The organism is Diaphorobacter oryzae DSM 22780, assembly GCF_059568935.1.
Window position 1 is genome coordinate 75,672 of the sequence record NZ_JCANUL010000010.1, and the last position, 17,106, is coordinate 92,777.

The following is a 17,106-nucleotide window of genomic DNA, read 5'->3' on the forward strand; positions in this document are numbered from 1 at the left end:
GTCGCCATCACCGCAGCGCAATCGGGGCGCGCGCCCTACAATGAATTCGTGTCCATCCTGCTCAACGCTGACCTGCATTGCCACTCCGTGGTGTCCGACGGCACCCTCACGCCCGAGGCGCTGGCCGCGCGCGCGCATGCCAACGGGGTCGCGCTCTGGTCGCTGACCGACCACGACGAGATCGGCGGCCAGCACCGCGCCGCCGCCGCGGCGCACGCGCTGGGCATGGACTACCTCACGGGCACGGAGATTTCCGTCACCTTTGCCGACACCACGGTGCACATCGTGGGCCTCGGGTTCGACGCGGACGACGCGCAACTGGCCCGGGGACTGGCCGCCACGCGCGGCGGACGCGGCGAGCGCGCCCAGGAGATCGCCCAGCAGCTCGCCCTGGCCGGCATACCGGACGCCTACGAGGGCGCGCTGCGCTACGTGGGCAACCCGGAGCTGATCTCGCGCACGCACTTTGCGCGCTTTCTCGTCGATACCGGGCTCTGCCGTGACACCTCCGAGGTGTTCCGCAAGTACCTCACCGAAGGCAAGCCCGGCTATGTGCCGCACCGCTGGGCCACGCTGGCCAACGCCGTGCGCTGGATCCGCGAGGCCGGCGGCATGGCCGTGATCGCCCACCCCGCGCGCTACCGCTTCACGGCCAATGAGGAATACGCGCTGTTCTCCGAATTCAAGCAGCACGGCGGGCTGGGCGTGGAGGTGGTGACCGGCAGCCACACGCCCGCCGAGTACCCCGTCTATGCCGCCATGGCCCGGGAGTTCGGCCTGGCCGCGTCGCGCGGCAGCGACTTTCACAGCCCGGGCGAATCCCACACCGACCTGGGCACCCTGCCCGACCTGCCCGGCCAGCTGACGCCCGTGTGGGAGGTGCTGGCCGACCGCATCCTGCGCGCCCCGAGCCGCTCCGCCGCCTGAACCGGACGGCGCCCACCCCCATGGCCCAATACTTCGAAACCAATCCCGACAACCCGCAGCCGCGCCTGCTCAAGCAGGCCTCGGGCCTGCTCTCGGGCGGCGGCGTCCTGGCCGTGCCCACGGACTCCAGCTACGCCCTGGTCTGCCGGCTCGACGACAAGGACGCCGTGGACCGTATCCGCCGCGTGCGCCAGATCAACGACAAGCACCACCTCACGCTGCTGTGCCGCGACCTGTCGGAGCTGGCCAGCTACGCCCATGTGGACAACCGCCAGTACCGGCTGCTCAAGCTGGCCACGCCCGGGCCCTACACCTTCATCCTCGACGCGACCAAGGAAGTGCCGCGCCGCGTGAGCCACCCGCAGCGCAAGACCATCGGCCTGCGCGTGCCCGACCGCAAGGGCCTGCAGATGCTGCTGGAACTGCACGGCGCGCCGCTGCTGGCCACCACGCTGATACCGGCCGGCGAGGACGAGCCGCTCAACGATCCCCAGGAGATCCGCGAGCGCTACGAGAAGCTGATCGACGGCGTCATCGACTCCGGCGCCTGCCCGCAGGAGCCCACCACGGTGCTGGACCTCACGCCCATGAACACCGGCGGCGATGCCGTCGTGGTGCGCGAGGGGCGCGGCAGCCTGCAGGCCCTGGGGCTCTGAGGCCCGGCCCCGCGCTGGGGATTCAGGGCCAAAATAGCCTTCAGCGCCCGCCTATCAAGCGCAAATAGCTATATTTATAATAGCAAAATCCCCGTCAGGCCTGAAGCCGCAGCGGCCCGTTGGCGGCCACGCCGATCGCGGGCCCGTCGTCGTCCAGCCGGAAGGCACCCACGGCCTGCTGCAGGTCCCCGGCCCGGTCGGTCAGCGCCGCGGCGGCCTGCGTGGCCTGCTGCACCAGGGCGGCGTTGTGCTGCGTGGCGCCGTCCATGTGGGCCACGGCCTGGTTCACATGAGCAATGCCCTCGCTCTGCTCGCCCAGCGCGTGGGAAATTTCGCCCAACAGGCCGCTGACCTGTCCCACGGACTGCACGATCTCGTGCATGGTCTGGCCGGCCTGGCCCACCAGGCCTGCGCCGGCCTGCACCTGGTCCACCGACTGCTGGATCAGCGTCTTGATCTCGCGCGCGGCCACGGCGCTGCGCTGGGCCAGGCTGCGCACCTCGCTGGCCACCACGGCGAAGCCCCGGCCCTGCTCGCCGGCACGCGCGGCCTCCACGGCCGCGTTCAGCGCCAGGATGTTGGTCTGGAAGGCAATGCCCTCGATCACCTGGATGATGTCCACGATCTTGCGCGAGCTGGCGCTGATCGCGTCCATGGTCTGCACCACCTCGCCCACCACCGCGCCGCCGCGGCCGGCCGTGTGCGAGGCGTCCACCGCCAGCCCGCTGGCCGAGCGCGCGCGATCGGCGTTCTGGCGCACGGTGGCCGTGAGCTGCTCCATGCTGGCCGCCGTCTGGGTGAGCGCGCTCACCTGCTCCTCGGTGCGGCGCGACAGGTCGCCGTTGCCGGCGTCGATCTCGCCGGCCGACACGCCGATGGCATCCGCCGACTGCTTGATGCGCCCGACCAGTTCGGTCAGCGTGTCCTCCATGGTCCCCAGCGCATTCAGCAGGCGGCCGAAGTCGCCGCGCAGCTCGGAGTCGAATTCCTGGCTCAGGTCGCCCGCGGCCACGGTCTCGGCGATCAGGATGGCCTGGGCCAGGGGCCGCACGATGCCGCGGCGCAGCGACAGCAGCGAAAACAGCGCCCCCGCGATGGCGACGCCGCCCAGCGCCCACACCCAGGGCACGGCCGCCGCGCCCGCACCGCCCGGCTGCGCCAGCCCCCACAGGGCCACCGCCATGAGCGCCCCCACCCACAGCACCACCGAGCCAAACGCCAGCGTCAGGCGCGCTCCAATCGTCCATCGATCCAAACCCAGCACCGCTTGTCCCCTTTGATGTTTTGGTTGCATTTGGCAACAACCAGGCATGCTATCAAGGTTTTCCGGTGCATCCCGTACGTGGACTCCCCAACACCGCCCGCCCTGGCGCCCGGCGGGCCCTCGCGGCCGGGGAGCGCCGCGTCTGAGACAATCCGGGCCGTGGACATCTCCAATCTCATCCAAACCGTACTCATCTACGCCCTGCCCGTACTGTTCGCCATCACGGTGCACGAAGCGGCCCACGGCTACGCGGCTCGCCATTTCGGCGACAACACCGCCCAGATGATGGGGCGCATCACGCTCAACCCCCTCAAGCACATCGACCCGGTGGGCACGGTGCTGATGCCGCTGCTGCTGTACTTCGCCACCTCGGGCGCCTTCCTGTTCGGCTACGCCAAGCCGGTGCCGGTGAACTTCAGCCACCTGCGCCATCCCAAGCGCGACATGGTCTGGGTGGCGCTGGCCGGCCCGGCGTCGAACTTCGTGCAGGCCATCGCCTGGGCGCTGCTGCTGGTGGCGCTGGTGGCCATGGGCACCCAGGAGCGTTTCTTCCTGGAGATGGCCCGCGCCGGCATCGCGGTGAACCTGGTGATGTGGGCCTTCAACCTGTTTCCGCTGCCTCCGCTCGACGGCGGCCGCATCCTCGTCGGCCTGCTGCCCTGGAAGCAGGCCCATTTCGTCGCCCGCATCGAGCCCTACGGCTTCTTCATCGTGCTGGCGCTGGTCGTGGCGGGCATCGTCGGCACGCTGTGGCTGCGCCCGCTGATGTCGCTGGGCTACGCCGCCATCGACCTGCTGATCTCCCCGCTCACCGCGCTGCTTCGCTGATTCGCTGACTCCATGACCACCACGCGCTTTCTCACCGGCATCACGCCGTCCGGCACCCCCCACCTGGGCAACTACGCGGGCATGATGCGCCCGGCCATCGCCGCCACCCGCACGCCGGGGGTGGAGAACTTCTACTTTCTGGCCGACTACCACGCCCTCATCAAGTGCCAGGAGCCCGAGCGCGTGCACCGCTCCACGCTGGAGATCGCCGCCAGCTGGCTGGCCGCGGGCCTGGACCCCGAGCGCGTGACGTTCTACCGCCAGTCCGACATTCCCGAGATTCCCGAACTGCACTGGCTGCTCACCTGCGTGACGGGCAAGGGCCTGCTCAACCGCGCCCATGCCTACAAGGCCGCGCTGGACAAGAACCAGGAAGCCGGGCGCGAGCCGGACGACGGCGTGAGCGCCGGCCTGTTCATGTACCCGGTGCTGATGGCCGCCGACATCCTGATCTTCAACGCCCACAAGGTGCCCGTGGGCCGCGACCAGGTCCAGCACGTGGAAATGGCGCGCGACATGGCGTCGAGCTTCAACCACCTCTACGGCGAGCATTTCACGCTGCCCGAGGCGGCCATCGAGGACAGCGTGGCCCTGCTCGCCGGCCTGGACGGCCGCAAGATGAGCAAGAGCTACGACAACACCATTCCGCTGTTCGCCCCGCGCGAGCAGTTGAAGAAGCTCATCGGCTCCATCGTCACCGACTCGCGCGCGCCCGGCGAGCCCAAGGAGGTGGAGGGCTCGGCGCTGTTCCAGATCTACCAGGCCTTCGCCACGCCCGAGGAAACCGCCGCCATGCGGCGCGCCTATGCCGACGGCATCGCCTGGGGCGATGCCAAGCAACAGCTGTTCGACTGCATCGACCGAGAGATCACGCCCATGCGGGCGCGCTACGACGACCTGATGGCCCATCCCGAGAAGGTGGAGGCCGCCCTGCAGGCTGGCGCCGAGCGCGCCCGCGCCATCGCCCGGCCCCTGCTGCAGCGGCTGCGCGCCGCCGTGGGCCTGCGCTCCTTGAGCGCCGCTCGGTCCCCGGCGCAGGGCGCCCCGAAGGCCGGCAAGGCCGCCCTGCCCGCCTTCAAGCAGTACCGCGAGGCGGACGGAAAGTTCTACTTCAAGCTCGTCGCCGCCGACGGCCGGCTGCTGCTGCAAAGCCAGGGCTTCGACGCCCCGCGCGATGCCGGCCAGGCCATCGCCCGGCTGCAAAAGGAGGCGGACGCCCTGCAGGCGCTGGCCCCGCAGCTGGCGCCCCTGGAGGGCGTGGGCGCCGACGAAGTGACCGCCGCCCTGCAGGCGCTGGCCGCTGCGGCGCAGAACTGAGCACCACTGCTCGCTATTGTTTTTATAGCTAATAGCGCTTTATACACGGGCGCTGATGGCAAAAAGACTACATATCCGGCAAACGCAGGTAAACAACTGTCAACCGCCGGCGTCCATGGCGGGGCGAACCGGGAGAGCTTTCTATACTCGGCGCACCCCCACCACCTGCAAGGAGTGCCATGCGCATAGCGGCACTGGACGACGACGCGCTCCAGCTTGAACTCTTCACCCGTGCCCTGACCGACATGGGCCATGTCTGTCACACCTATTCCACGGGTGCGGCCCTGCTCAAGGACCTGCGGCGCGAGACCTTCGACCTGCTGATCGTGGACTGGCAGCTGCCCGACATCGAGGGTCCCGAGATCGTGACCTGGGTGCGCGAGCAGCTGGGCGCCGACCTGCCCATCCTGTTCGTCACCAACCGCCAGGAAGAGCGCGACATCGTGCGGGGCCTGACCTGCGGCGCCGACGATTTCATGGTCAAGCCGGTGCGCGTGGGCGAGCTGGCGGCCCGCGTGGGCGCGCTGCTGCGCCGCGCCTACCCGGCCAGCGTCGGCGGCGTGCTGGAGTTCGGCCGCTACCGTTTCCTGCCCGAAACCCGCAGCCTGGAAATGGACGGCGAGCCCGTGGAACTGAAGACGCGCGAGTACGAACTGGCGCTGTTCCTGTTCCAGAACATGGGCCGCCTGCTGTCGCGCGACCACCTGCGCGAAATCATCTGGGGCCACAGCGCCGAGGTCATCTCGCGCTCGCTCGACACCCACATCTCGCGCCTGCGCACGCAGCTGGACCTGCGCCCGGCCAACGGCTACATGGTCACGGCGGTGTACGGCGTGGGCTACCGCTTCGAGGCCGTCAAAACCCGCACGGAAGAGCCCGCCGACATCCCCCGGTAACATCGGCCCTGCGGATGCGTCCGGCCCACAAGGCCTGTCCCCGCTTGGCATTGCACAGAGGGAGGACCACAACGTGACAGCTATACAGGCACGGCAAACGCCGGGGCGCCGGACTGCGCCCCTTGCGCTGGCACTCTGGGCGGCGGCAGCCCTCTGGGGCGGACAGGCCGCGGCACAAACCCTTGAGCACCGCGTGCAACCCGGCGACACGCTGGAAGCCCTGTCCACCCACTACTTGGGCGCTCCCCAACTGTGGACGCAGTTGCAGGCCCACAACCAGGTGGCCAACCCGCGCCACCTGCAGCCCGGTTCGGTGCTGCGCATCCCCATGCACCTGCTGCCCGCCGGGTCGGCCCAGGTGGGCCATGTACAGGGCCAGGCCGCCGTGATCCCGCCGGGCGCTGCCCAGGCGGTGGCGCTGCAGCCCGGCCAGCCCCTGGCCGAAGGCACGCGGGTGCAGGTGGCCCCTGATTCCTTCGTGAGCGTGCGCCTCGCCGACGGCACGGTGATCCGCGTGCAGGCCGATTCGGAGGTGCAACTACAGCAGCTGCGGCGGCGCGGCCGCGCGGGCGACGCGCAATCCGTGCTGGAACTGCACCGCGGTGGCATCGAATCCTCCGTGCCCCCCAGCCGCGGCGGCGCACGCCGCTTCGAGATCCGCACGCCCCAGGCCTCGACCAGCGTGCGCGGCACCCGCTTTGCCGTCACCCTGGCCGACGATGGCCGCACCCTGGCCGCCGTGACCGAGGGCGCGCTCGCGGTGGAGCCGCGCATCGCCGGCGACGGCGGGCCAGCCCCCCAAGCCACGCAGGTGCATGGCGGCCACGGATTGGTCGTCACGGCCGACGGCCGGCTCGGCGCCCCGCGCGCCCTGCTGCCGGCGCCCAACCTGTCCGCGCTGCCGGCGACCTTGCACGACGCCGACTTCCTCGCCCTCACGCTCACGCCCGTGGCCACGGCCGTGGCCTATCAGGTCCAGGTGGCCCGCGACGCCGATTTCACCGAGATCCTGCGCAGCGGCACCTTCGCCACTCCGCAGGTGCGCCTGCGCGGGGTGGACGACGGCGGCTACCACCTGTCGGTGCGCGCCATCGACGATGCCGGCCTGCCGGGCCGGCCAGCGCAGCGCGGCATCACCGTCAAGGCACAGCCCGTACCGCCGCTGTACCAGGCACCGCCGGCCGGGGGCACGCTCTCGCGCACGCAGGGCGAGCTGCTGTGCACGCCGGTGGCCGGCGCGGCGCGCTACCGCATCCAGGTGGCGGCCGACGCCACCTTTGCCGCGCCGCAGCTGGACGAAACCCATGCGCAACACTGCGGCGCCCGGGTGAGCGCACTGGCGGCCGGCCACTATTTCTGGCGCGTCGCCAGCGTGCGCGAACTGCCCGGAGGCGGTGCCGACCAGGGCCCCTACGCCCCGGCCCAGCCGTTCGTCGTGGCCAACCACCCCAGCACGCCCAGCGCCGCCGCGCTGCAAACGGAAAGCAGCGGCGACGGCCTGCAGCTGCGCTGGCCAGGCGAGCCCGGCCAGAGCTTCCGCCTGCAGGTGGCCAGCGCCGAGGACTTTGCCGCGCCGCTGGTGGATGAGCGCCTGCAGGCACCCGCTTGGTCCTCCACCGGCCTGGCGCCGGGCCAGTACTTCGTACGCATCCAGACGCGCGACCCCTCGGGCCTGGAAAGCGGCTTCTCCACGCCGCGCCAGATCCGCGTGCAGGCGGCAGTGCTCACGGGAACGGGCCTGCCCGTCATGTCCTCCGACGGTCGCCCGCTGTCGCCCTGAGCGGGTGTGGACGCAACCGCCACCGCACGGATCCCGTGAGATGAAACCGTTCGCGCGGACGCGCGGCCGCACCGACCTGCGCCGCGAATGGATCGCCCTGGCCCTTGTCGTGCTGGGCCTGGTGGCCTGGCTGAGCGCCAGCGACAGCCTGAGCCGCATCGACCACATGGTGCAGGATGCGGGCATGCGCCTGCACGCGCGGCCCGCGCACCCGGACATCGTCATCGTCGCCATCGACGACCGCAGCATCGAGGCCATTGGCCGCTGGCCCTGGCGCCGCGCCCTGCATGCCCAGCTCATCGACAGTATCTCCGCGCAGTCGCCACGCGCCCTGGGGCTGGACATCCTGTTTGGCGAAGAAGACGCCGACTACCCCGGCGACGATCTGCTGCTGGCGCGCGCGCTGGAGCGCAGCGGCCACGTCGCACTGCCCGTGGCACGCCGTGGCCAGGGCCTGTACGGCGCGGCAGATGCACCGCTGCCCCTGATCCGGCGCGCCGCCGCACAGCTCGGTCATGTGCAGGTGCAGGTGGACTCCGACGGCGTGACGCGCAGCCTGTTTCAGCGCGAAGGGCCGCAGGCCGCACCCTGGCCGCACTTCAGCACCGCCCTGCTGTGCGCCGAAGGGCTGGAGCTGCCCGGCTGCCGCGGCAACATGGCGCCCGCCAGCGGGCCCTGGGTCCAGCAGGAACGCCAGATCCTGCGCTTTGCGCGAGGGCAGCCCGCGTTCCCGGCCTATGCCTATGTCGACGTGCTCAAGGGCCTGGTACCGGCCGATGCGTTTCGCGACAAGTATGTGCTCGTGGGCGCCACCGCCACCGGGCTGGGCGACATGTTCGCCGCGCCCATGGTGGCCCGCGCCGAGCGCATCGCCGGCGTTGAAATGATCGCCCATGCGCTCAATGCCGAACTGGCGCAGTCCCGCATCCAGCCTGCGGACATGGCCGGGGACATGGCCTTCAACCTCGTTCCCGTGGCCCTGGCCCTGCTCTGCATTTGGTCGCTGGGGCCGCTGGCCGGGTTGATATCCTGCGCCACCCTCTTCGTTGCCACGCTGGTGGCCGCAGCGCTGGCGCCAGCACTGGTGGACTGGCAATTCGCGGTCGCACCGGCCCTGGTCGGCCTGGCCATGGTGTACCCGCTGTGGAGCTGGCGCCGGCTCAGCGCGGCAGCGCATTTCCTGCAGCTGGAGATACAAGCGCTGCAGCGCGCGGGCCTGTCGCCGCTGCCCCAGGAGAATCCACCGCCCCTGCTGCGCGGCGACGTGCTCGAGCAGCGCATCCACGCCGTCGAAGACGCCACACGGCGGCTGCGCAAGCTGCACCACTTCGTGAGCGACAGCCTGCAGCACCTGCCTTCTCCCACCTTCGTCTGTGACGCCCGTGGTCGCATCACCCTGACCAACGAGGCCGCGCTGCGCCATGTGCAGGCAGACCAGCCCCTGCAGGGCCAGGCCATTGCACAGGCGCTGGCCGACCTGGTGCAGGTCGATACGGGCCGGCCCCTGCTGCCGCAAGACGCCGGCCACATGGACACCATGCCCCCCCAGCAGGAAGGCCGGGACGCGCAGGGGCGCCACATGCTCATGCTGTGCAAGCCCTTCGCACTGGGCCGCAGCACCATCTGGCTGATCACCCTGGTGGACCTGACGGACATGCGCCGCGCGCAGCAGCAGCGCGACCAGGCGCTGCACTTCATCTCGCACGACATCCGCGCCCCCATCGCATCCATCCTCACGCTGCTGGAGATGCAACGCGAGTTCCCCGACCAGATGCCGCAACCGGAACTGCTGGCACGCGTGGATCGCTACGCCCAGTCCTCGCTCGCCATGGCGCAAAGCTTCGTGCACCTCGCCAGCGCTCAGTCGCAGGCCTACCACAGCACGTCTTTCGACCTGGTGGCCGCTCTGGAAGAGGCCGTGGACGACGCCTGGGCCTCCGCCCAGGAGCATGGCGTGCAGGTGCACATCTCCCCCCTGCCCGACACGGCGCCCTGCCAAGGCGATCGCGGCCTGCTGGGCCGCGCCATCGCCAACGTGCTGGGCAACGCCATCAAGTTCAGCCCTGCCGGTACCAGCGTGCACTGCCTACTCGCATCACATGAACAGCATTGGATGATCTCCATCCGCGATCAGGGGCCTGGCATTGCACCGGAGTTGCAGGGCAACCTGTTCCAACCCTTCAAGCGCCTGCACGCGGACAGCCACCCCGGTGTAGGCGGCATAGGGTTGGGCCTGGCGCTGGTACAGACCGTGGTCCAGCGCCATGGCGGACGGGTGGAAGTGCACAGCGCCAGCGGCACAGGCGCCGAATTCCGGCTGCTGCTGCCACGAGGATCTTCACTGGAGGAAGCCAGCATCGGCGCATGAGCATGCCACGGCATGGCCCAACGAAAACGCCCAGCGCTATTTTTATATAGCTGCTGGGCGTTGTCTGTGGCGGAGAGGGTGGGATTCGAACCCACGGTAGTGTTGCCACTACGCCTGATTTCGAGTCAGGCAACTTATCAATTTCACAGTGTTGATCGACGCCAATGAAATCAATAAAAACAACAACTTAGCGTTTACATACTGAATTTTTAGACAGTGAAGTGTTGATTGCTATACTCAAAAATATAGGTTTCTTGGCTACATGGTGGCTACATGAGCAACCCATGTAGCCAAACCGACCGGAGCTATCAACATGGCAAGACCGAAGAAAAGCGAAGCCCCAAATCTGTCTGACCGGATTAACCTGACCGCCGGGGTAATTGAGCGCCTGACATGTCCTGCTGGCAAGCAACAGGCTTTTTTGCGCGACAGTGAAGCCCCTGGCCTGCGGGTGCGTGTAACTACTGCCGGCGCCAAGTCGTTTGTCTATGAAGCGAAGTTAAACCGGCAAACCGTTCGTCGCACCATCGGGGATGTGAAGCTGTGGAGCATTGAACAGGCGCGTACTGAGGCGCGTCGCCTTGCCGTGGTGCTAGATAACGGACAAGACCCCCGCGAGCTAGAACGCCAGCAACAGGCAGACAAAGCCGCAGAGAAAGCCGCCGCTGCCGCCAAGGCAGTGACCGTCGGCGAGGCGTGGGCCGTGTACTTGGATGCCCGCCGCCCACGCTGGGGGGAGCGCCATTACAGCGAACATCTGATACTGGTGAAGCCTGGCGGAGTGGCATCTAATCGCGCCGTCGGTGGCGCAACTGCGCCAGGGATACTTCGCCCTTTCGTGGCCTTGCCCCTGCGTGACCTGACGGCACCCGTTATCGAGGCATGGGCAGCCCGCGAGACACAAACCCGCCCCGCCGCCGCCCGCCTTGCATGGCGCTGCCTGAAAGCGTTTCTAAGTTGGTGCGCAGAACAGCCAGAATATGCGTCGGTGCTGCCCAGCGTGAACCCTGCGAAGACCAACAAGGCACGGGAGACATTGGGCAAGGCCGGAGTGAAACAGGATGCGCTGCTGAAGGAACAATTGCGGGCATGGTTTGACGCCGTACGTCAACTGCAAAATCCGGTGATTTCCGCCTACCTGCAAACACTGCTGCTGACTGGTGCAAGGGCTGGCGAAGTGTTGGGCCTACGCTGGGATGACATAAACACCAAGTGGCGGGGGCTGACCATCCGGGACAAAGTGGAGGGCACTCGCGTTATCCCCTTGACGCCCTATGTGTGGCACCTGCTGGCCGCCCTCCCCCGTCGCAATGAATTTGTCTTCTCCAGCGCCACCGCCGCTGGTGGGCGCATAGTAATTCCGCGCAATACACACCATGACGCCTGCGCAGTGGCTGGTATCGACGACCTGACCGTTCATGGTCTGCGCCGCAGTTTCAAGAGCCTGACCGAATGGCTGGAAATTCCCGCCGGTGTGGTGGCACAAATCATGGGACACAAGCCCAGTGCAACTGCTGAGAAGCATTACACCGTGCGCCCTCTCGACCTGCTGCGCATGCACCATGAGCGCATAGAGGCGTGGATTCTGGAACAGGCTGGGGTGCAGTTCGGCGCTCAGACAGAGCCCGGCAAACTGCGCGTGGTGACATAACGGTATTCCTTAGGGCCACGTCATCTATGGGATGGCATGCGACGAACAGCAGTTGCGCCTGGGGGGACAGACGGCTTGGCAAGGCCTGATTTCGTGCCAAATAAAGCCCAACTCGGCCTTGCTGGTGGGCTGCGCCCCCACTACTGAGACGTACTCATGTTGAAGTTCCTTCGAATCCCTGCGCCCGTCAGGAGTAGAGGTCGCGGGAACGGCTTGAAACGGTGCTCAAATCCGGGGAGACGTCGGGTTAGCGAGTCCAAGGCTTTAGAGATTGCTTGATCTCCGGCGATTGCAGAGCATCGCCAGCGCGAGGCGATGCTCTGCGGCGAAGCTGGGCGGCGGTATGCGACGTCTAGGCCACCTCCCCCTCCACCTGATACTCCAGCGCCTCGCCGCTACCGTCACTGTCACTGTCGCTGGAGGCATCTCCCTGGGCCAACGGGGCCTTCCCCATGGCTTGCTCTACCAACTGCAACAGCTGCGCCTTGCGCGCCTGATAGAAGCCATCAAAATCATCGGCGCGCAAGCACCGTGCAGGAATCTGGTGGGTATGAAGCAACGCATCCATGGTTGCATCGTCAAGCCCCACCAGCTTCTCCCCCTGCAACTTCGCCAGATACACAGAAGGCGCATGCCCCCCGATCTTTCGATTGGCCTTGTAAGAGATGGGCGTCTTGTTGACGATAGTGTTGAACTGGGCGGGCCTGATGCCACGCTTCTTGCACCAGTCCTCCGGGAAGATGTGGTGAATGTCCAGGCTCATCATGTCGTCGTGGTCAAGCTTGTCCACGGTGGACTTGAAGTACCAGTCCTGCGCCCCTTGGCGCAGCACCAGCACGTTGACGCCCTTGTAGGCCGCGCTGTTGCGGGTGTAGAGCCGATCCAGCCGCTGGGCGTCAAAGCTGGCGTCCGATACCGTGGCGGGCACGCTGCCGTCGCGCAGCACCCAGTCCAGCACCTCTTCCACATCCTTGGCAATGCGCGACTCCACGGCGCCGCCGTACAGCTCGCCCAGCACCCCGCACCAGAACCAGCGCGACAGCTTGTCAAACGCCACCGGCGTCAGCCACACCTTGTCGTCCAGCTCGGCCAAGATGGCGGCCAGCGGCACCAGTTGTGTCTGGTACGGCAGCTCCCGCAACCGCATGATGGACTGGCGGCGCAAGAACTGCGGCACCTGGGCATAGCCCTGCTCCACCTTGTCTGCCCAGGCCTGGTAGGCCTCGCGAGTCAGCGCCAACATGGTCTTGCGCTTGGCACTGACGGGGGGCAACTGCTGCTTGTCTGCATTGGGCACAACCCCAGCATTGGCCTTGGTCAGCTCGGCCAGGCGCTCGCGGCGTTTGGCCAAGGTCTCCAGTAAGGTGATGCTCTGAATGAAATCACTGGCCTCCACATTGCGCAGCAACTCCGCCGCGTGCAGCCGGGCGCGCCGCCCCTGCACATTGCGCTCCACACTGCCCAGCCAATCGTCGCGCAGGTTGAACTTCTCGGCCGCAAACGTGGCCGTGATCAGCTCAAACACATTCAACGGAACGCCACCGGTGTTGACCTTTTCGAACACGGTGCAAACCGCTTCTTTCGACGTATCTTTGAGCAACTGAATCACCGGCACTTTGTAGCCTGTGAACCGGGCAATAACCGCCTGCTGAAACTCCAGAAACTGCGGGATCCTGGCTGCATTGAACTTGCTCAAGTCCACCATCCAGGCCATGGCATCAAACATGGCATTGCATGGGTAGTGCATTGCCACGCATTCACGCTCCCGGGTGCTCAGGTCCAGCGTCACATCGCGGTGGAACTGCCCGTACTGCTGGCGGCTCTCGTCCACCGCCACAATGGCGTCGAGCAAATCGGCACCGGGCTGTAGCGCCTTTTCAATGTTCCAGTAGTAAAAAAGCTTGAGCTTCTTGCCACGCCCGTTGTGGGTCTGCACTGGCGTCTTGAGTTGTAGCACCTGGGTCAGCGTCGTCAGGCGTTGCTGGCCGTCCAGAATCAGCCACTTGGCATCTTCGGCCTTGGGGCGCGGCTCCACACCTTCCACACCGCGCTGCTCAAACGTCACGGCGCCGCCTGTCTCCAGCATCATCACCGCCCCCACGGGGAAGGACTGGGCCACGCTCACCAGCAGCTCGCGGATGCGCATGTCCTCCCACACCCAGCCGCGCTGAAAGTCGGGCAACTGAATCTTGCCTGCCTGAATATCGACCAGCAGGTCCTTCATGTCTTTGGGATTGGTCTCAAAGCTCGACACAGGAATTCACCTTCAAACGGAAGACGTGGAATCCACCAGCGCTTGCGCCAGGTGGGACTGAGTGGTTTGGGCACCGGCCAGGCGCTGGCGCAGGTCGGCGCACAGGCGGCGCAGCGCGGTGACGCGGGTGACGATGCGGGATTGTTCTGCTGGGGGCGGCATAGGCGTCAAAGCAGCCCGTATCAATCCAATGTTCAACGTAGGTTGCGCCAACGTTCGGGTGTCACCAGCAAAGCTCTCCTGCATGAACTTGGTCTCAAGCAGAAAGAGCACAAACTCCTGAAGCCCCGCATCAGCTGGAACAATTCGGCAAATAGCACGCGCAATGTTTGCACCCGCCCAGGTCTTGGGTGCGACACCAAGCTTCCCGATGCTACCGACCACCCCCATCAATATCTCCCCGCCCTCAAGTCGAGTCCTCGGAAACTGAGCATCAACCTCTAGAGTTATCGTTTTTTCTGGTCTTTCGGGCGGATTAACGATTGATAGGTCAGCAATTCGGACAAAAGGCACTCCTGTCGATACGTCTGGGCCTGGAACGAGCACACCATAAGCAATTGGCTTCTGAGGGTGAATCAACTCATCAAACCTCACCCACTCCCACCCCTGCGGCAACTCAAACGGCTTTTCCTCTTCGGTAATAGGCGGCAGGGGTTTGTCGCGTTTGATCTGGCCGGAGGCGATGAGACGGTCTTTTTCGGCGCGGATCTTTTGCAGCAGGGCACTGGCGGGTTCGTCGGTGGGGTCTTGGGGCACGAGCAGGCCGCGCACGGCCAGTTGCAGCAGGGTTTGCTCCAGGGCGTCGATGGCTTCGGGGCGGTCCAGCAGCAAGTCGAAGTGCTGGGCCACGCGCTGCCAGTGAGCCGCCAGCTCTTCGGGCGTGGTGCTGGCGGTGAGCGTGCCCAGCAGGGTGCTGACCAGTTGGGCGTGTTGCGCGGCCTCCAGCTGGCCCTTGGCCTCCAGCGCATCGCACAGGCGCATGAGGGCTTCGACGCGGGTGACGATGCGGGATTGTTCGGCGAGGGGCGGGAGCGCAATAACGATGCTGTTGAGTTTCGCCTGGTTCATCTTGGGCTGCGCTGTACCCGTGACATACGGCTCAAGGGAAATCGCGTTGATGAACAGGGCCAAATAGGTCATCAACTCTGGATGCGTCGTATCGATAACGTGCGCATGGTTGTTGACCCAGTACTTACCGTGCGCCAAAAACGCAATTGGAGTTGAACGGTTAATAAGGTTTGCACCATCTTCCCCAATCAACAGCAATGTCTTATCGAATAGGAATCCATCGATCTTGTCGATCACGCCAGAGGCACCGTAGTAGTCATAGACTTTTGCTCGGTTCTCACGCTCCGATGATGAGACAGGGATACGCTCACCGTCTCGGTTGATTGAGGCATCGCCAAACCTCACCCACGCCCACCCCTGCGGCAACCCAAACGGCTTTTCCTCTTCCGCAATCTCCGCCAGCGGCTTGTCCCGCTTGATCTTGCCCTCGGCAATCAGCCGATCCTTTTCCACCCGAATCTTCTGCAACAGCACGCCCGCAGGTTCATCGGCATGGTCTTGCGGCACCAGCTTGCCTTGCACGGCCAGGGTGAGGATGAGTTCGCGCAGTTGGGCGACACCACCGGGGGCGGTGGCGAGTAGCTCCATATTTGATAGCAGCATGCGCTTATTCCTCAAGCGCTAGCGGCTGTTTTGGCCAAAGACTGGGCGAGGATGCCTTTGAGTTCGTCGCGCAGGGCCTGGGCCTCGGCCTGCAGGCGGGAGTAGTCGGCCAGCAGCACGTCGGGGTCGTGGCTTTGCTGCTCGCCGATGTGGGGGTTCTTCTGGTCCAGGTTGTAGCCAGCGGCCTTGATCTGGTCGATGCCGACCTTCCAGGCCCGTTCGTTTTCCACGCGGGCGGCAAAGCCATCGGCCTCGGTGCCCCACCAGGCTTTTTCGGCATCGAACTCGTCGATGCGGATGGGCTTGGTTTTGTTGTAGGTTTTGACGCCCTGGGGGTAGAGGTGCTCGTAGTACCAGATGTGCTGCGTGGGCTGGCCCTTGGTGAAGAACAGCAGGTTGGTCTTGATGCCGGTGTAGGGCGCAAACACGCCGTTGGGCAAGCGCACGATGGTGTGCAGGTTGCAGTGCTGCAGCAGTTGTTCTTTGATGCGAGCCTTGACGCCTTCGCCAAACAAGAAGCCATCGGGCAGCACCACGGCGGCGCGGCCACCGGGCTTGAGCAGGTGCTGGATGAGCACGAGGAAGAGGTCGGCGGTTTCCTTGGTGCGCACGTCGGCCGGAAAGCCCGCCTCGATGCCCGGCTCTTCAATGCCGCCAAAGGGCGGGTTGGTGAGGATGACGTTGACGCGGTCTGCAGCGGTGTAGTCGCGCAGGGGGCGGGCCAGGGTGTTGTCGTGCACGATCTGGCTGGGTACTTCAATGCCGTGCAGCAGCAGGTTGGTGACGCACAGCATGTGCGGCAGCTGCTTTTTCTCCACGCCGCGAATGCTGTTTTGCAGCACGGCTTCTTGCTCTGCGTTGTGCACCTGTTTGCGCAGGTGCTCGATGGCGCAGACGAGGAAGCCGCCGGTGCCGGTGGCGGGATCCATGACGCTTTCGCCCAACTGAGGGTTGGTCATGTCCACCATGAACTGGGTGACGGCGCGGGGGGTGTAGAACTCGCCCGCGTTGCCGGCGCTTTGCAGGTCGCGCAGGATTTTTTCGTACAGGTCGTTGAACTGGTGGCGCTCGGCCTGGCGGTTGAAGTCGATGGCGTTGAGCTTGTTGACCACCTGGCGCAGCAGGTGGCCGCTTTTCATGTAGTTGTAGGCGTCTTCAAACACGCCGCGCACCACGTAGCCGCGCGGGTTGCGGGTGGGGTCGGCGTTCAGGCCCTTGAGGGCGGGGAAGAGCTGCTTGTCCACAAAGTCGAGCAGGGCGTCGCCCGTCATGCCCTCGGCATCGGCCGCCCAGTGGCGCCAGCGCAGGTGCTCGGCCATGGGGCTTTTGTAGTCGTCGCGGGTGAGTTCGAGTTCCTCTTCCAGCGCGTCAAACACCTTGAGGAACAGCAGCCAGGTGAGCTGGCTGATGCGCTGGGCGTCGCCATCCACGCCGCTGTCCTGGCGCATGATGTCCTGGATGGATTTAATGACGGGGGTGAGGTTGGACATGGAA

12 protein-coding genes are annotated in these 17,106 nt (G+C 66.1%); 8 read left to right on the forward strand and 4 right to left on the reverse strand.

Annotation, left to right across the window (positions count from 1 at the left end; translation table 11 throughout):
• Window positions 1-48 precede the first annotated feature (48 nt).
• Window positions 49-927: a 3',5'-nucleoside bisphosphate phosphatase gene (locus BP68_RS14930; protein ID WP_496373142.1), complete on the forward strand. Its 879-nt coding sequence runs from the start codon at window positions 49-51 to the stop codon at window positions 925-927.
• 20 nt (window positions 928-947) lie between these two features.
• Window positions 948-1,583, forward strand: a complete 636-nt coding sequence (locus tag BP68_RS14935; protein ID WP_496373144.1) for an L-threonylcarbamoyladenylate synthase — start codon at window positions 948-950, stop codon at window positions 1,581-1,583.
• Between the two features lie 94 nt (window positions 1,584-1,677).
• Here BP68_RS14935 and BP68_RS14940 read toward each other — a convergent pair whose 3' ends face one another.
• The gene (locus tag BP68_RS14940) at window positions 1,678-2,847 is read right to left on the reverse strand and encodes a methyl-accepting chemotaxis protein (RefSeq protein ID WP_496373146.1); all 1,170 of its coding nucleotides are present in this window, start codon (window positions 2,845-2,847) and stop codon (window positions 1,678-1,680) included.
• Between the two features lie 159 nt (window positions 2,848-3,006).
• Here BP68_RS14940 and BP68_RS14945 point away from each other — a divergent pair, with 159 nt between their 5' ends.
• From BP68_RS14945 to BP68_RS14970, 6 genes are all read left to right on the forward strand, one after another.
• A complete protein-coding gene (locus BP68_RS14945) occupies window positions 3,007-3,675 on the forward strand; it encodes a site-2 protease family protein (RefSeq protein WP_496373148.1) in 669 nt (222 codons plus the stop codon).
• 12 nt (window positions 3,676-3,687) lie between these two features.
• Window positions 3,688-4,992, forward strand: coding sequence for a tryptophan--tRNA ligase (locus BP68_RS14950; RefSeq protein ID WP_496373150.1), 1,305 nt, complete (start codon window positions 3,688-3,690; stop codon window positions 4,990-4,992).
• 179 nt (window positions 4,993-5,171) lie between these two features.
• Window positions 5,172-5,888, forward strand: a complete 717-nt coding sequence (locus BP68_RS14955) for a response regulator transcription factor (RefSeq protein ID WP_496373152.1) — start codon at window positions 5,172-5,174, stop codon at window positions 5,886-5,888.
• Between the two features lie 193 nt (window positions 5,889-6,081).
• Entirely contained in the window at window positions 6,082-7,668 is a 1,587-nt protein-coding gene (locus BP68_RS14960) for a FecR family protein (RefSeq protein WP_496373154.1), read from the forward strand.
• Between the two features lie 40 nt (window positions 7,669-7,708).
• Window positions 7,709-10,036 (forward strand): CHASE2 domain-containing protein, encoded by a 2,328-nt coding sequence (locus BP68_RS14965; protein ID WP_496373156.1) that lies wholly within the window; start codon window positions 7,709-7,711, stop codon window positions 10,034-10,036.
• A 313-nt stretch (window positions 10,037-10,349) separates the two neighbouring features.
• Complete coding sequence (locus BP68_RS14970) at window positions 10,350-11,687, forward strand: tyrosine-type recombinase/integrase (protein ID WP_496373158.1); 1,338 nt, start codon at window positions 10,350-10,352, stop codon at window positions 11,685-11,687.
• A 352-nt stretch (window positions 11,688-12,039) separates the two neighbouring features.
• Here BP68_RS14970 and BP68_RS14975 read toward each other — a convergent pair whose 3' ends face one another.
• From BP68_RS14975 to BP68_RS14985, 3 genes are read right to left on the reverse strand one after another with little or no spacing between them, the layout of a single operon-like run.
• Complete coding sequence (locus tag BP68_RS14975; RefSeq protein WP_496373160.1) at window positions 12,040-13,911, reverse strand: GmrSD restriction endonuclease domain-containing protein; 1,872 nt, start codon at window positions 13,909-13,911, stop codon at window positions 12,040-12,042.
• A 42-nt stretch (window positions 13,912-13,953) separates the two neighbouring features.
• The gene (locus tag BP68_RS14980) at window positions 13,954-15,612 is read right to left on the reverse strand and encodes a restriction endonuclease subunit S (RefSeq protein WP_496373162.1); all 1,659 of its coding nucleotides are present in this window, start codon (window positions 15,610-15,612) and stop codon (window positions 13,954-13,956) included.
• An 11-nt stretch (window positions 15,613-15,623) separates the two neighbouring features.
• Window positions 15,624-17,102 carry a type I restriction-modification system subunit M gene (locus BP68_RS14985; protein ID WP_496373164.1) on the reverse strand — a complete coding sequence of 493 codons (1,479 nt, stop codon included), beginning with the start codon at window positions 17,100-17,102 and terminating at the stop codon, window positions 15,624-15,626.
• Between the last annotated feature and the right edge of the window lie 4 nt (window positions 17,103-17,106).

Excerpts from the sequence above, each read along its gene's own strand:
- BP68_RS14970 (WP_496373158.1), top strand. The coding sequence starts at position 10,350 with ATGGCAAGACCGAAGAAAAGCGAAGCCCCAAATCTGTCTGACCGGATT.
- BP68_RS14975 (WP_496373160.1), bottom strand. The coding sequence starts at position 13,911 with ATGAAGGACCTGCTGGTCGATATTCAGGCAGGCAAGATTCAGTTGCCC.
- BP68_RS14935 (WP_496373144.1), top strand. The coding sequence starts at position 948 with ATGGCCCAATACTTCGAAACCAATCCCGACAACCCGCAGCCGCGCCTG.
- BP68_RS14965 (WP_496373156.1), top strand. The coding sequence starts at position 7,709 with ATGAAACCGTTCGCGCGGACGCGCGGCCGCACCGACCTGCGCCGCGAA.
- BP68_RS14955 (WP_496373152.1), top strand. The coding sequence starts at position 5,172 with ATGCGCATAGCGGCACTGGACGACGACGCGCTCCAGCTTGAACTCTTC.
- BP68_RS14950 (WP_496373150.1), top strand. The coding sequence starts at position 3,688 with ATGACCACCACGCGCTTTCTCACCGGCATCACGCCGTCCGGCACCCCC.
- BP68_RS14980 (WP_496373162.1), bottom strand. The coding sequence starts at position 15,612 with ATGCTGCTATCAAATATGGAGCTACTCGCCACCGCCCCCGGTGGTGTC.
- BP68_RS14985 (WP_496373164.1), bottom strand. The coding sequence starts at position 17,102 with ATGTCCAACCTCACCCCCGTCATTAAATCCATCCAGGACATCATGCGC.